The sequence below is a fragment of the Sporosarcina koreensis genome, assembly GCF_042655825.1.
In the GTDB taxonomy this organism is placed as follows: domain Bacteria; phylum Bacillota; class Bacilli; order Bacillales_A; family Planococcaceae; genus Sporosarcina; species Sporosarcina koreensis.
Genome location: NZ_JBHSNP010000002.1, coordinates 33,001 through 48,478, shown reverse-complemented (window position 1 = coordinate 48,478; position 15,478 = coordinate 33,001). Strand labels below are relative to the sequence as shown.

Genomic DNA, 15,478 nt, shown 5'->3' with positions numbered 1-15,478 from the left:
ATTTTATAGTATTCAATTGGTGAAAAATGCTACAGCTATGGGTGCAAACGCTATTATTATGATGCGTTTTGACTCAGGTGAAATCGGTCAAAATATGAGTGAAATCGTAGCCTATGGAACAGCGGTTATTGTAGAAAAGAGATAACTATGAAATGGATTATAGGATTTTATAGTATTCAATTCCTTATTCTGATTGCTTTAATTATCGGATCATGGTTCATTTGGGATCGCCGTTTCAAAACGAAACACGGCAGGCAAGTACCAAAAGGATTCGTACGGACAAATGAGATTTCAATTGATCCAATCACAAATAAAAAATTAGTAGTTTATTTCAACCCAGAATCTGGCGAACGCTTTTATAAAGAGGAAGATGCCAAAAAGAGCAGAAAGAGGGAGTAAATGCCCAGCATTTCTCCCCTCCTACCACTAGCTACTTATTTTTTCGCAAAAAACTTAACAAGAATCCCATACGATACTAATGCTGTGATAAAACCACTTATCCAAGAAAGATCAGTAAAAATCGAAAAGGTCGGGATAAGATTACCACTTAGAGATACTAGCACCCCAAGAATGGTTGCGATATATGCATTTTTGTTAATTCCGCGAAATTTATTGATAGCTTTCGTATCTTTCATATCATAATATAGCTCGTTAAGATTGATCTCTTGTTTAAAAACAAAGAAGTATTGATAAATCATCACACCAGATACAGGACCCAAAATAGCACCTATTCCGTTTAAGAACGTATAAATACTATCTGGATTTTCCATCAACTTCCACGGCATAATCGCGAATCCCAACAAGCAAGCGATTATTACACCTCTTCGATAATTTATCCATTTAGGGAAGAGTGCCGTTAGCTGATATGCGGCTGGAGTAATGTTAGCCGTAGCATTCGAGTTAACAGTTATCAACAATAAGATTAGCATTGCAAAAAGAATGGCCGGTAAATTGCCCCAATTATTAATTACATTTAGCACATCCCATTGTTCCATTCCATAATGAATGGAACTACCAATAAGAATAGACATACTAGTAAAAACAAAAATAACGTAACCAATAATCAAACTTAATCCTTGTCCTACCATTTGGTCTTTAGTTGAAGTTGCGTTTTGTGTAAAATCAGCAGCGCTAACCCCTGGTGCCGCCCAAAATGCCAACACGGCATTAATGATCATCATGTAAGCAAATAGAGGGCTTATATCTTGATTTGTTCCTTCAACGGAATAGCTCAAAATATTACCAAAGCCACCACCAACAATGACTCCCCAAATTCCCATGGAGATAAACAGAACATAAATTAAGACCGTTAACAACGTATTAAATTTATTTAAGAAACTGCTTCCACTAATACTTAATGCAAGGTTTGCTGACCAAAAGATGATAAATGATATTAGGCCTGGCATGCCAATACCAAAGAAAGTATAGCTTCCACCAATTTCTAGAAATCCAGGCCAAAGCTTACCGAAAATAATTAGCAGGGCCTGGGATCCTACGAAAGTTTGTAAACCGAACCAACCTATAGCGACTACGATACCTCTCAAGAAGCCGGGTATCTTTGCTCCAGCCTCTCCGTAAGTTGCTCGTAAATGCATCGAAAATGGAATTCCGTATTTAGAACCAGCTTTTCCATTAAAGGCCATAAATGCCGCCGTAAATAGGGCACCTAAAACTAAAGCGAGCATGATATTGATGGGAGCTAACCCTAAAACTAAGAAACCGCCAGCTGCAGCATAGTTCGGAATATTGTGCAAGTTACCCATCCATAGTGTGAAGTAGTTACCAATTTTCATGTTTCTTTTATCTTTAGTTTTTGGTAATAAATCCTCGTTATCATAACCTCTTGATTTGAACAACTCAACTTCTTCTTGGGTTACCTTAATATCTTCTTGACTCATATCGAATTCTCTAGTTACCCTAATACGTTCCTGAACCATATTGAAATGAACCTCCTAGAGGCTATTTTTTTAGTTTTTACTATAACTATCGACTAAATCCGCAGCAAATTCGGCTAACTGTAAATCACAATCATGAGCTCCAATTAAAGAAATACCAAGTGGCACTTCGTGCTGTTTAACTAATGGCAGTGTTATTTGCGGTGTACCGGATAATGGGGAAATACATAATAATTTAGTCGATTGTGCACGTGTTGCATTTATTTCTTCTAAAGAGCTACTTCTTAAAGGTGCTACAGAGGCAGCCGTAGGTAAGCATAGTAGTGTTCCTTCTGGTAAAATATCTTTAACTCTTTCAATAATAGCTTGTCTTTTATTCAATGCTTCTTTATATTCGCTCATAGTAATGGTAGATGCCCACTCTAAACGTTCTTTTGGACCTGATGAGAGATTCGGGCGATATTTCCTTACCCACCCACCGTAACTTTCCCAAACTTCATATCCCTGGATAACTCTAAAAATTTCTGTCCATTCTTCTAGACCATTAGGACTCACTTTTATATTTTCAACTATCTCAACATGTTGTTTAAGATGGTTGACAGCAGGTTGTAATGCCTCTACAACGTCTTTGTTGACCGAATCAAAACAATCCTCAGCGATGAGTAGTCTATTAAACGTCACTTTTTTACTGTCATTTCCTAATACTTCTTTGGAAACCCGTCTAAAAATATCTGCATTTCTAGCAACATATCCAAGAACGTCCATGCTCTCACAATACGGAGCTTCTCCATCATTGGCAACACGTCCATAAGTAGGACGAATACCTAATACTCCATTGTAACTTGCAGGAACCCGAACAGACCCTAGGCAGTCGCTTCCGTAAGCAAAATCTACTAAACCTCCAGCTGTAGCTGCTCCCGTCCCGCTCGAAGACCCCCCTGTAAAGCGTCTTGGGTCGTGAGGGTTGATTGGAGAACCGTAATTCCAATTTTCACCGCTTATACTGTAACATAGCTCATCACAAATCGTTTTCCCAACTAAATCAGCACCTGCAGATAACGTTTTAGTGACAATACTTGAAGTAAAATCATCTGGTTCATTAGTCCGCAGCCATTCTGGATGGCCATTACTATAAGTGCTTCCTAAAATTTTAAAGACATCTTTTACTCCAAAAACAAGCCCTTCGAGATTCCCTTTACCAGACCCTTTCAGAGCGATGTGATTTTCACGAACAAACGACTGTAGCGCATCATAAGGTGGCTGATCAGAGACAGTTAAGCGAGCATTATTTAACATATTAGTAGCAACCATATTTTTCACCTTTCCTGAATTAGTAGTAGATAGAAACAAACAGTCTTTTTAATCTCCCATTAACACAGATGCCATCTTACGTGATAATTCATTTTGGACAATGATCTTACCATTTTTAATAACATAGCGAACTAAAGGTTGGTCGTTGATTAAATTGCTCAAATCGTCGCAATCATAGATAACAATATCAGCATTCTTACCAACTTCTATGCCGTAAGTATCCCTGACCCCTATTGCCTTAGCTGCGTTATAAGTGACCATATCCAACACTGCACGACGTTGATCCGCAGAACCCATTTGCTGTGAAACCTGCAATAAGTAGCCAACAGCGATTAAGTCCGCATTACCGAATGGTGTGAATGCATTACGAATGTTATTGGAGGAATATGCAAGATTCACTCCACGCTCCATCATTGACAATACAGGTGCCATACCACGAGGAATATTTTTTCTCTCAGTGCGCCCAGTCATAAACATATCCGTTACTGGTAATGGAACGATTGAAACATCTGCTTTAGCAATTTTGTCAAAAATAGGTGCTGCCACTTCTGGATCAAGTGACCCTAATGTTGTAACATGTCCGATTGCAACTCTACCTTGGTATCCACGTTCAATTGTCATATCGCAAATTAATTCAATGCATGTATTTTGTGGATCATCAGCGTTCGTACCAAAATCAGCATGCATATCAATTGGCAGATTGTATTTTTCCGCCAAATCAAAAACGATATTTAATTGTTTTATAGTATCTTCCATTGTTCTTTCACTATAAGGGCAGCCACCAACTACATCAGCACCCATTTTGATGGATTCTTCCATCATCTCCAATACTCCTGGAGATTGAATAATGCCTTCTTGAGGAAATGCAACGATTTGCATATCTAGTACTTCTTTATACTTTTCTTTTAAATCTAGAAGTACTTCTACTCCAAGTGTTTTCTCAAAAGGATCCACATCAGGATGCGCTCTCATTATTGTGGTCCCATTTAACACTGACCATCTTAATACTTTTTCAGCTCGTTTTTTCACATCATCATATGTATATAATTTCTTTAATTCAGCCGTATTCTTCAATGCTTCCTCTAATGTACCTGATAGATTAGGTTTGCGATCTTCAAGAAATGCTTTATCAGGATGGATATGACTTTCAATTAGAGTTGGTAACACAGCATTACCTTTTGCATCGATTTCTTCTAAGTTATTGTCATTTTGAATGCGTGCGGCTATTTCCACAATTTTTCCATCAATGATTTTGATATCTTTTTGAGCTTCACCATCTTTGATATGTGCATTTCGTATAATTAAATTACCCATGGAAAAATACCCCCTATAATTAAATTTATATATTGTGATATAAACTTACTAAAAAAGTTTTCTAAAAAAAGGGACTGTCCCCCAGCTCGGTAAAACTTTACCGGACTGGGGAATTGCCCCGTAATTCGGAAAAACTAATTATCCAATAGATTGTCCACCATCAATTTTCATTTCAACACCATTAATATGCTGAGCTCTGTCACTTGCTAAATAGGCTGAGAAATAAGCAACGTCTTCAGAGCGACCAATACGTTCGGATGGAATACTAGCTATTTGTCGAACAACTGCCGGATGTTCTTGATCAATTGCATAGCGAACCATTGGAGTATCGGTTAATCCTGGGCAAAGTGAAACAGCACGAATCCCATCTTTCGCATAATTGAAAGCAAGCTGTTTCGTGTATCCAACAAGTGCGTGCTTAGAAGTTATATATGCTGCGTCTCCAACACCAGCAATTGTTCCTCCAATTGAAGCGACATTAATGAATGTTCCCTTCCCTTTTTCAATCATATGTGGCAAAAGCGCATTTGTTAGTAAATAGACTGCTTTAACGTTCACAGCCATGATTCTATCCCATTCATCTTCAGTAATATCAAGAGATGCTTTAAAATCCGCCAAAATAGCAGCATTGTTCACACAAATATCAACTGTTCCAAACTCTTCAAGCGCTTTATTAATCATATTCTGAACATCTTCTTTTTTAGAAATGTCAGCAACCATGCTAAGTACAGTGCCATTATTATCTTTAATTAATTTCTCTGTTTCAGTTAAACCTTCCGCATTTACATCATTAAGGATTACCTTTGCACCTTCTTTTGCATACTCAATTGCCTGTGCTCTACCTAGTCCTGACGCAGCGCCTGTAATTAATGCAACTTTTTCTTGTAACAACATAATAACCCTCCTAAAATTTAAACCCTTATTTCCTATTTTTAAAATGAAAATAGGTTGTCATAACTTTGTAAATTAAAACCACAAAATTATCCTAACAAAACATCAAAACAGTATTAGTTAGTTAAAGCGAAACCGCTTTCAAACTTCTCTCTCTTTATTATATATAGCCCTTTGAACAAGTTCTATATACTCAATGGACAAAAGAAACAGGTACAAACTATTTAACATGCATAACAATTTTTATTTTACATTACTTTCTAACAATCCTTTGTTCACTTTGAACAAAGAAGAACGATCATCTTTTAAGAAAATGAAGGTTCCCCCCCTTATTTATACTTTTTTTGTTTCTATTTATGGTAAGGTTCACCGTAATTAGTCTAAGTGCGGTTTAACTATCCAACATAGTTTTTAGCACTTATTTAAGGTGCCCATATATTTTTTATTCATAAAAAGACAGCTATAGGACGCTCTATAAAAAACTTAATACATATGTCTTTTAACTATTTAATAGGTTTATATCTGCATATTGATAAAAAAACGAATGGAGTTGATAGCTTGGGCAACTTCAACCCAGAAAAACTATTCGTTCAATATAGGAATGGTATTCCTATAATGCAACCTGTCATTCCAAGACGGTACACACTTACTCACTCAGATGAGACTGGAGATTTATTTTTAACAATTGGAAATGAGTATGCTTGGGATAAAGTTAATACTAAGATGAGAGATGAGGTCTTAGGCGAATGGATTATTAATGGGGAATGCTTATATTTCTATGTATATTTATATATAGACCAAGGAGAATACAATCAAAATACAGCTGCAAAACGCAATGAAATATTCAGACGTGAGTTACCACTTGCACTGACAGCTATTCGATATGGCGATAGATTACTATTCAACAAATACCCTAACCTCGATAATGCTAATATTATCGTTAACTTTATATCCACTTATCCTCAATTTGCTAGGCAAGCGAATTGGGGGACATTCGGTAGTTTGTCTACGTAATACAATTAGCAATCATTGAAGGAAATTTGTTTATTTATACCTTCCATACAAAATAGGTAAGCTAGGCAAGATTTATTGAAAAGTCTTGACTAGCTTTTTTAAATCCTTCTAAACCGCACTTACTTATGCCCAATTTCGTATACTACTTTAATACAATCGTGTTGAGTTTAATATTAGCAATACTATTGCAATATAAATGCCATGGACGTAAACAAATTAACATCTCCTCGTTCTTTTTCTCAGAAAAATCTATGTTACGATTATTTGAGATTAACAACCAAGAACATGGAGGATAAATGAATGCTAAAAAAATTTATATCAATTGTACCAGTTGCAATGCTCTCGGTAACTTTAAGTGCCAATGTTCAAGCTGCAACGATTACTGTACAAAAAGGAGATACACTTTGGGATCTATCACGTGCAAATAATACATCTGTAGAAAATATACAAGAGATGAATAATATTACTACCAACCTTATTCATCCCGGGGATGTCCTAACCATTGCACAACAAAAACAATATACCGTTAAGCAAGGTGATACATTATGGAACATAGCCCTAGATCATCAAGTAACAGTTTCGCAAATTAAAGAATGGAACCAATTACATACTGACCTCATTCATCCAGGTTTAAATCTATCCATCATTAATGATTTGAAAACTAGTACGGCTATAACTGACAAACCAATAATGCCTGCAGCACATGAATCAAAGGAAACTACAACTTCAACAACCGCTCCATCAACAAATAATACAGCTTCAAAAGAAATTACAGTAGAAGCTACAGCCTATACGGCTTCATGTGAGGGATGTTCCGGTATTACCGCTACTGGAATTAACCTTAAAACAAACCCAAATGCAAAGGTCATCTCAGTTGACCCAACTATCATTCCACTTGGTAGTAAAGTTTATGTAGAAGGCTATGGTGAAGCGATCGCAGGGGATACTGGCGGTGCCATTAAAGGGAATCGAATCGATGTCTTTATTCCTTCTCAACAGGATGCAATCAATTTTGGAGTAAAACAATTAAAGGTCACAATATTAAACTAACACATCTATTACCAGCCTATCCTTAGGATTTCTATATATGTACAAAAAGGTGACTTAAAACCTTATAATAAGCAAAAAAGAACCAGATTGGGTTCTTTTTTGCTTATTTTTTTCAGCCTTTCCAATGGTGCGTTAACGTCTCACTTACTTCTTCTCAACATTCCAGGTGGCTCATTTAAAAACCGCACTTACTTATGATACGGTTCCCCTTTAATAATCCGAAACCCGCGATACACCTGCTCCAATAACACCAGTTTCATCAACTGATGTGGAAATGTCATCTTTGAAAAAGAAAGTAGCTCATCCGCACGCTTCAGCACATCATTATGTAATCCGAGAGATCCGCCGATGACAAAGACGACTTTGCTCCGGCCGTATGTCATCAATGACTCCATTCCTGCCGCCAATTCCTCGCTTGTTTTCATTTTCCCCTCGATGGCAAGTGCAATCACATATGCATCCGGGCTGATTTTTGCTAGGATCCGGTCCCCCTCTTTCTTCTTGACGATTTCCATGTCGGCTTCGCTCAATGATTCGGGTGCTTTTTCATCCGGCACTTCCACTAAATCGATTTTGGCATACGCACCGAGTCGTTTGGCGTATTCGTCGATGCCCATTTTCAAATATTTTTCTTTTAGTTTGCCAACTGACACAATTGTAATATTCACAGGGTTGTCCACCTTTGCTTAAATGTTATACACAGAACTTATACACATATCCACAAGAAAAACTATATATTGTGCCCGACTATTCGTTCGCCACAATATACGATGCGGGTGTGTCGCAGTATGCGCACTTTGTGGATAACTTTTTCTCTTCATCGATTTTCTCCATGATCGGAAATGTTTCCTCTTTAGCGACAAACACATCAAGTGCATGATTTATATGGGTTTCACAGCTAAATATTTTCATCGTCCACACTACTTTCATCATTTATTTTTTACACAATGTTATTCACAATTTCGATTTCTTATCCACATGTCCATAACTTTGACAGAAAAACAGGCAGTATAGCCGAGGTTCTGCTATGCTGCCTGTTGTGGATAAATAAATATTACATCCATGTAAAAAGTGTAACATTCTATTCGGTTTCTTGCCTGCTTTTATGCAAAACCCATCAGAATGTATTGCCGTCCCTTAATTCCATTTCGATTTCAATCTGTTTTCCATCACGGTACACTTTCATCTTCATCATATCTCCAACTCGTTTGTCATTGTATAGATGCTTGCGCAAGCCGACCATATCGTCGATCTTTACACCATCCATTTCTACAATGACGTCATATCGCTGCACGCCCGCGGCTTCAGCCGGCGTATTGCGGAATACTTGGGTGACGATGACTCCTCCCGCTATATCCTCCGGCAGCTTCAGCCCTTTTCGCTCCGAGGAAGGCACATCTTCCAAATTAAAGAGACTGACGCCCATTGTCGGCCGTTGAACCGTTCCCGTCGTTTCCAGGTCTTTAATGATCGGTACCGCAATATTGATCGGAATGGCAAGACCGATTCCTTCCACCGTTGCTTCCGTTATTTTCATCGAGTTGATGCCGACGAGTTGGCCCGCCATATTGATAAGTGCGCCGCCCGAGTTTCCGGGATTGATGGCTGCGTCTGTCTGCAGGACATCCGCCTGCCAATCAATTATCCCATTCTCATCGAAATCCATCGGAATGGAACGGTCTTTCCCCGAAACGATTCCCATCGTTACGGACCCTGCAAAGCCTAGACCAAGAGGGTTTCCGATGGCGATGACCGTTTCCCCGCGCTTCAAAGCGTCGGAGTCTCCGAACTGAATGACTGTGTTGACGGCCGAACCATCAATCTCCACGACGGCAAGATCTGTCCACAGATCACTTCCGACAAGCTTTCCGTCCACCTTCGTTCCATCATCGAAAGTGATTTCCAACCCTTCCGCACCTTCAACGACGTGATGGTTTGTGACGATATATGCCTTGTCGCCTTCCTTCTTATAAATGACGCCGGAGCCGCTGCCCGTTTCCCTCCTCGTTTCCGTCGATGACCAAAAATCGCGTACGGTTTGTAAATTGGTGATGCCCACGACCGTATCCGCGACTTCAGAGACTATGTCAGTTACATCCGTATTGATATCAACGGAGACTCGCTCGCTCTGCAAATTGCCTTTACCCGTCGTCTCGCTACCGACATGTGGCGTCACTTTTTCCTTGCCCATTGTGGAATACATCAAAAACCAGACGATGAGCCCGCCGAGAATTGCGCCGATAAGAGCTGGCAGAAATCCGCCGCCGCGTTTCGGTTTGATCGGTCTTTCGCTGAATCGAGCCGGCTCTTCACGTCGTTCCGGTTCCTCGATGACCGGTTTTTCTTCTTCATTTCGTGGACCTTGATTGAATTCGTCCATTCTCCTCTCCCTTTCTGTAGGCAGTTACACTCACTTTACCCCAATTCGGTTGATTAATATCAAAAAAGCCTCACCCGAAGGCAAGGCTTTTCGAAATTTATTAGACAGTGACGAGCTCTGTCGGTTTGTCCGCGTCGGTATCATGCAAATGCACGAATTCTCCCGTGCGGATCCCGCATGATTCCAATGTTTGTGAGACGCTCATCCTTGCGAGATCTTTCATGTTATTGTCCTTGCTTAGATGCGACAAATAAATTCTCGTCTCTTTTTGGGCGACGACCTCGCTCATCGCTACGGCTGCATCTTCATTCGACACATGCCCGACATCACTCAGGATCCTGCGTTTAACGGACCATGGATAACGTCCCATTTGTAGCATGCTGACGTCATGATTGCTTTCGAACACGAATGCATCGGACCCTTGGATATGCCCTTTCATCCGGTCGCTTACATATCCAGTATCCGTGATGATCGCTAGCTTGCGGTCATTTTCATGGAAAACGTAGAACATCGGATCCGCCGCATCATGGGAAACGGCGAACGATTGGATGTCGAGCGAGCCGAATGACATACTCGTCTCCATGTTGAAATGGAAACGCTGCCCCGTAGGGATCTCACCGACAAGCCCATTCATCGCAAGCCATGTCTTTTCATTCGCATAAATGGGCACTTTGTATCTGCGTGCAAGCACACCGATCCCTTTGATATGGTCGCTATGCTCATGGGTTACAAAAATGCCATCTACGTTCGTCATGGAGCGTCCGATGTTTTCAAGCTGCTGCTCCATTCTTTTTGCACTGAGTCCAGCATCGACCAGAAAAGCATGCTCTTCGGTTTCTATATATATGGAATTGCCCGTACTTCCGCTTGCGAGTACACTGAAACGCATATGAAAAACTCCTTATTCTTTTTCATCCTCGGCCTCATCAAGTTCTTCCTCTTCCAACTTGTCCAATTTGAAGTCTATCACTTTACCTTCAATGGCGCTGATGAAGTGATCTTCGATGGTGCCATCCTTTAATTCTACACGAATGTTCCACGTCGGGCCAAATACTTGCTTTCCGGTCAATTGGACAAGTGACGAGTATCCTGGCGTCACTTTCAACACTTTGGAATCCAACTTCAACAACCCTCGCGTTACGAGTGATCCGACCGCTTCATCTTGCGACAACACTTCTTTTTTATGTTCTTCGCTTGAAAATTCCTCCAGCATCCGCTGCTCGTAATGGGTCACTTCATAGTCCTCGTCCCAATAGATTGTCAACGTTGCATTCGAGCTGTAAAATATCGGTTCCCCATTCACTTTTTGAAAGAAAATGGCTTTCCGTGCTTCCTCATCCACTTTCCAGAACTCATATTCGGCTCCGTTCCAAACATACTTCGTCAGAAAATCCTTGAAATAATACTCTTCTTTTGTATTCAGGATAGATACAGGCGTGCTCATTTCGGATTCAATCCTTTTATTGTCGATGATTTCGATGGACTGATTCTCAAGCGGCACCAATTCCTCCTCCGTGAAGGTCTTTATATTTGCGGAGATATAGGAAAAGTCATTTTTCACGACTTGCGGCACATTGTACGTAATATTCTCCTGCTTCATCAAATCCTCAATCGACGTTTTACCTGCGACCTGCACATTTTGCGCCTCGGTTCGCTGATTAATATACAAGGAATAAAGGAAGATATTCAATATCGAAAAAACGACGATGAAGATTGTTTTCGTTTTATTCCAATCCAATCTGCTCACCCCCGCCTTGTTGAAGTATATAAGGAACCCAATTTCCTTTGGCATAATAAAACCAGGTAGGTTCCATTATATAAATCCTTCGTTCTAGGTCATGTTTCATTATATAACCGGTGGTGATTTCCTCGACTGTTCCGAAATCGAAGTTCTCAATTCCCATTAGTTCGTTCACAATTTTTATCCCTGAAGGAAGCTCTTCCTCCTCATCATTCAGCGACACATCTAACGTGTAGTACGGCCGGATATATCGAAAAACCCGATTTACTCCATAATACTGTGCAATCTCTGTCGTGCCCGTATGAGGGGGCTCGCTGAAAACCGGATATCCATGAATGTACAGTTGGAATTTCACATTCCTGTAATAAGGTTTTATATACGAGAACCTGTACGAATCTGTCCAGCCGCCATGCTCATTAATGGAGTCAATGACATCCTTCAACAAGTCAGAAGGGTATGCCGCCGGTTCCCCGCTAAACGCAGCAGGATGGGCAAAATTCAACATTTTTGTTTCCGTATTCACGCCAAGCAACGCATGATCGTCACCGAATTCTTCATGCGTCGCATCCACTTGGCTGCGACGCACTGCATTCGGATCATTGAATAGAGCATCCCGGAAGCGGGTCGGACTGATTTCTTCCTGGATATACGTGCTTTGAAGCATTATGATCGGTTCGGCCGGCACCGCCAAATAAGCAGAATCCTGAGCATTCACTTCCGCGTAGGCAGGTAATTTTTCCCCTTCCCGGATGATTTGACGATACGATGTCATCGTATCCGAGGCTGCTATTTTTCCATGATAATGAATTCCTGTAGCACGGTTGATGAAATGAGCTTCAAAAGCGATTTCCTTCGGATTCCATCTCACCACAAGCCGGTCAAAGCTGAATTCCGGAATTCGGGTAAGTTGGTCATCCACAATCGCCAAAATCTCATCGTATACCGGCAGCGGCACTTCCCCTTGGAAAAACAAAGTGAACTGATTCGTCTGTTCGAAAAAGGACTTCATCTGTCCCTTGTTCATCTCGTTTGGTTCCCGCACCAATTGAGTGACTTTCCAAGTGTCCATTTCCTTTAAAATATGATCGATCCACTCCTGCTCGGTTGTCCCGTTAAGCGAATCATCATATTTAATTAGAAACTTATAGGGCTTGATAATATCCTCTACTTTCTTCGATGCACCGATGGAAATGTCCACTGTCGGCGATTGTTCGATCGTATCCAACTGCGGAGCATACGTCCATATGGAAAAGGTGAATGTGACGCTCATCAAGACGAGCAATAGTAAGATGATCGATTTAATCGGCTCGATATACTTCAATCCCATTCACCTTCCTCTTGTTGTTCAAAAGGCAATGTAAAGAATATTGTTGTCCCCTTGCCTTCTTCACTTTCCGCCCATATTTCCCCGCCATGTGCAATGATCATTTCCTTTGCGATGGCTAATCCCAGGCCTGTCCCGCCCATTGCTCTAGATCTCGCTCTATCGGCTCTATAGAACCTATCGAAAATACGGTTCACATTCGACTGCGGAATTCCCATTCCGTCGTCGGAAATCATTACTTTGATATAAGTCCCGGACGTCGTCACGCCAAATCGTACATCCCCGCCATCCGGAGAATATTTAAGCGCGTTTGAAATGATATTATCGATGACCTGTGTCATTTTATCCGTATCGATTTCCACGAAAAGATCCGCGGAAGGCAACAACCGTTTGAAATGCACGTTCTGCGACTTCGAAAATTCAAACCGTTCAATGATCGAGTTGAAGAATTGATTAAACTCCACCCATTCGGTGTTCAATTCATATTCTTTACTATCCATCCTGGAAAGTTTCAACAGGTCATTGACGAGCCGGATCATCCGCTCCGTCTCCGTCTGTGTCACACGGAGGAAGGAAGGGGCAATCTCCTCGTTCTTCCAGGCACCTTCAGCCAACGCATCCAAATAGCTGCGCATCGTCGTCAGCGGCGTGCGAAGCTCGTGGGAAACATTAGAAACGAATTCCCGTCTCTCCATGTCGATTTTCTCCTGCTCAGTATTATCATGTAGAACGACGATGAGGCCGTTCACAAAGCCTGTCTCCCGCTGCGTCACCGAAAAAGTGGCCCGCAGGATGTAAGGCTCCTTTACCGTACTGAAGTCGAGTGCAATCGAATCCTTCACTTGAATGAGGTCTTCGAACGTATACTCCTGTTCCAAGCCCAATATGCTTGCAATTGGACGGTTCAGCACAAGATCGCGTGTCAACCTCAACATCATGAGCGCGGAGTCATTGATCAGGCTCACCCTGCCTTTACGATCCGTTGATATGACGCCGTCGGTCATATTTTCAAGAACCGAGGCAAGCTTCCTTTGCTCACTTTCCGTCGTCGACTGAGATTCCTGCAGCTGATTCGTCAAATGGTTGAAAGCGATCGCCAGTTGGCCCATCTCATCGTTTCCGTATACATGAACCTTCCTTGAGAAGTTCCCCTGCGCCATCGCTAGTGCCTGACGCCTCATATCTGAGATCGGTCTCGTAAAAGTCCGGGCGATGAAGATGCCGATAATAATCGTAAATGTTAAGGAAACCGCTACTCCACCCGCGAGTATTTGATTGATTTCATTAATCTGCTTGTACACTTTTTCAATATTGGCCGTCACATATAGCGTGCCGACGACTTCCCGATTATTGTTTATAATCGGTGTCACACGCACCATGACACGTTCGCGCTTTGCCGGGTCATAGTTGATATTCTCGTAGAATGTTTCGGTGGAGATGGACCTTCTTACACTGTCTTCCATCGATCGTTGGCCGACCAATGATTGATTGCCCAGCTCGGATGTGGCTAATATTTTGTACTTTGCATCGATGACCCGTATTTCATTAATATCTTCCGAATTAAAGCCCGAAAGGACGCTCCGCAAGCTCTGCACGAGCGACGGATCGTCCGGAGAACGGTCTTTTATCATTTCTTCACGCACACTGAATTCAACAAGGTTCACCCTGTCCCTGACCGAATTCGTGAAGTTCGTCTTCAATGTATCTTCAAGCTTACTTGCAAAATAAAGCCCGATAATCTGCATCGCAACAAGGATAAGCATGATATAGATGAGGACGAATTTCACATGGATGGATCGAAAAAATCCGACTTTCTGCATTGTCCTTACTCCTGTTCCGGATCACGCAAATAGTAACCGACTCCACGTCTCGTTACGATCCACGTTGGATGGCTTGGAGTGTCTTCGATCTTTTCGCGAAGTCGGCGTATCGTTACGTCGACTGTCCGCACATCTCCGAAATAATCATATCCCCATACCGTCTGCAATAAATGCTCCCTTGTCATGACCTGGCCGATATGCTTCGCCAAATAATGCAGCAATTCGAACTCGCGATGCGTCAGTTCAATCGACTCGCCGCGTTTTTGCACCAAATAAGCATCCGGCTGGATGACAAGGCTTCCGACCGTAATTTCATTCGTCGCCTCATCCTGCTCTTCCGATAATGTCTTCGAATGCCTGCGCAAGTTCGCCTTCACCCTGGCAATCAATTCGCGTGTGCCGAACGGCTTTGTCACGTAGTCATCCGCGCCCAATTCCAATCCTAGCACTTTATCAATTTCCGAATCCTTCGCTGTCAGCATGATGATCGGGAAATCATACTTCTTCCTGACCTCCCTGCACACTTCCATTCCATCGCGCTTCGGAAGCATAATATCGAGCAGCATAATATCCGGCTGCACCTCTTCCACTTTTTCGAGCGCCTCTTCGCCATCATAGGCGCAATGGACAATAAAACCTTCCTTCTTTAAATTGAACTCTAATATATCTGCTATCGGTTTTTCATCATCTACGACTAAAATCGTTTTGTTTTGCATGATTCATTCCCTTTCCCGCCGG

The 15,478-nt window shown here is 41.5% G+C and carries 15 protein-coding genes and 1 pseudogene; 4 read left to right on the top strand and 12 right to left on the bottom strand.

Features of this window, described 5'->3' with window-relative positions; translation table 11 throughout:
* Nucleotides 1–13 precede the first annotated feature (13 nt).
* Both ACFPTP_RS00245 and ACFPTP_RS00240 read left to right on the top strand, forming a co-directional pair.
* Nucleotides 14–145, top strand: a pseudogene (locus ACFPTP_RS00245) (YbjQ family protein); the annotation flags it as partial.
* A gap of 2 nt (nucleotides 146–147) precedes the next feature.
* The gene (locus ACFPTP_RS00240) at nucleotides 148–399 is read left to right on the top strand and encodes a hypothetical protein (protein WP_381441327.1); all 252 of its coding nucleotides are present in this window, start codon (nucleotides 148–150) and stop codon (nucleotides 397–399) included.
* Between the two features lie 35 nt (nucleotides 400–434).
* Here ACFPTP_RS00240 and allW read toward each other — a convergent pair whose 3' ends face one another.
* The 4 genes from allW to ACFPTP_RS00220 all read right to left on the bottom strand — a co-directional run bounded on the left by allW (nucleotide 435) and on the right by ACFPTP_RS00220 (nucleotide 5,411).
* Nucleotides 435–1,937: an allantoin permease gene (allW, locus tag ACFPTP_RS00235; RefSeq protein ID WP_381441326.1), complete on the bottom strand. Its 1,503-nt coding sequence runs from the start codon at nucleotides 1,935–1,937 to the stop codon at nucleotides 435–437.
* Between the two features lie 30 nt (nucleotides 1,938–1,967).
* Nucleotides 1,968–3,206, bottom strand: a complete 1,239-nt coding sequence (locus tag ACFPTP_RS00230; RefSeq protein WP_381441325.1) for an amidase — start codon at nucleotides 3,204–3,206, stop codon at nucleotides 1,968–1,970.
* A gap of 48 nt (nucleotides 3,207–3,254) precedes the next feature.
* On the bottom strand, nucleotides 3,255–4,520 hold the full coding sequence (locus ACFPTP_RS00225) for an amidohydrolase family protein (RefSeq protein ID WP_381441324.1): 1,266 nt from the start codon (nucleotides 4,518–4,520) through the stop codon (nucleotides 3,255–3,257).
* 138 nt (nucleotides 4,521–4,658) lie between these two features.
* Entirely contained in the window at nucleotides 4,659–5,411 is a 753-nt protein-coding gene (locus ACFPTP_RS00220; protein ID WP_381441323.1) for an SDR family NAD(P)-dependent oxidoreductase, read from the bottom strand.
* A gap of 558 nt (nucleotides 5,412–5,969) precedes the next feature.
* Between ACFPTP_RS00220 and ACFPTP_RS00215 the strand changes: the two genes are divergently transcribed.
* Both ACFPTP_RS00215 and ACFPTP_RS00210 read left to right on the top strand, forming a co-directional pair.
* Entirely contained in the window at nucleotides 5,970–6,425 is a 456-nt protein-coding gene (locus ACFPTP_RS00215; RefSeq protein WP_381441322.1) for a staygreen family protein, read from the top strand.
* Nucleotides 6,426–6,725: 300 nt separating this feature from the next.
* Complete coding sequence (locus tag ACFPTP_RS00210) at nucleotides 6,726–7,475, top strand: 3D domain-containing protein (RefSeq protein WP_381441321.1); 750 nt, start codon at nucleotides 6,726–6,728, stop codon at nucleotides 7,473–7,475.
* 188 nt (nucleotides 7,476–7,663) lie between these two features.
* Here the strand turns inward: ACFPTP_RS00210 and rlmH are convergent, their stop codons facing one another.
* From rlmH to yycF, 8 genes are all read right to left on the bottom strand, one after another.
* The gene (gene rlmH, locus ACFPTP_RS00205) at nucleotides 7,664–8,143 is read right to left on the bottom strand and encodes a 23S rRNA (pseudouridine(1915)-N(3))-methyltransferase RlmH (protein WP_381441320.1); all 480 of its coding nucleotides are present in this window, start codon (nucleotides 8,141–8,143) and stop codon (nucleotides 7,664–7,666) included.
* 79 nt (nucleotides 8,144–8,222) lie between these two features.
* Complete coding sequence (locus ACFPTP_RS00200; protein ID WP_381441319.1) at nucleotides 8,223–8,387, bottom strand: CxxH/CxxC protein; 165 nt, start codon at nucleotides 8,385–8,387, stop codon at nucleotides 8,223–8,225.
* Nucleotides 8,388–8,592: 205 nt separating this feature from the next.
* Nucleotides 8,593–9,855, bottom strand: coding sequence for a S1C family serine protease (locus ACFPTP_RS00195; RefSeq protein WP_381441318.1), 1,263 nt, complete (start codon nucleotides 9,853–9,855; stop codon nucleotides 8,593–8,595).
* Nucleotides 9,856–9,955: 100 nt separating this feature from the next.
* Nucleotides 9,956–10,744: an MBL fold metallo-hydrolase gene (locus tag ACFPTP_RS00190; protein ID WP_381441317.1), complete on the bottom strand. Its 789-nt coding sequence runs from the start codon at nucleotides 10,742–10,744 to the stop codon at nucleotides 9,956–9,958.
* A gap of 12 nt (nucleotides 10,745–10,756) precedes the next feature.
* On the bottom strand, nucleotides 10,757–11,593 hold the full coding sequence (locus ACFPTP_RS00185; RefSeq protein WP_381441316.1) for a two-component system regulatory protein YycI: 837 nt from the start codon (nucleotides 11,591–11,593) through the stop codon (nucleotides 10,757–10,759).
* Entirely contained in the window at nucleotides 11,580–12,923 is a 1,344-nt protein-coding gene (locus tag ACFPTP_RS00180; protein WP_381441315.1) for a YycH family regulatory protein, read from the bottom strand. The genes ACFPTP_RS00185 and ACFPTP_RS00180 overlap by 14 nt, the downstream gene beginning before the upstream one ends.
* Complete coding sequence (gene walK / locus ACFPTP_RS00175; protein ID WP_381441314.1) at nucleotides 12,914–14,740, bottom strand: cell wall metabolism sensor histidine kinase WalK; 1,827 nt, start codon at nucleotides 14,738–14,740, stop codon at nucleotides 12,914–12,916. Before walK ends, ACFPTP_RS00180 begins: the two co-directional genes overlap by 10 nt.
* Before the next feature lie 5 nt (nucleotides 14,741–14,745).
* Nucleotides 14,746–15,456, bottom strand: coding sequence for a response regulator YycF (gene yycF, locus ACFPTP_RS00170; protein WP_381441313.1), 711 nt, complete (start codon nucleotides 15,454–15,456; stop codon nucleotides 14,746–14,748).
* Nucleotides 15,457–15,478 lie beyond the last annotated feature (22 nt).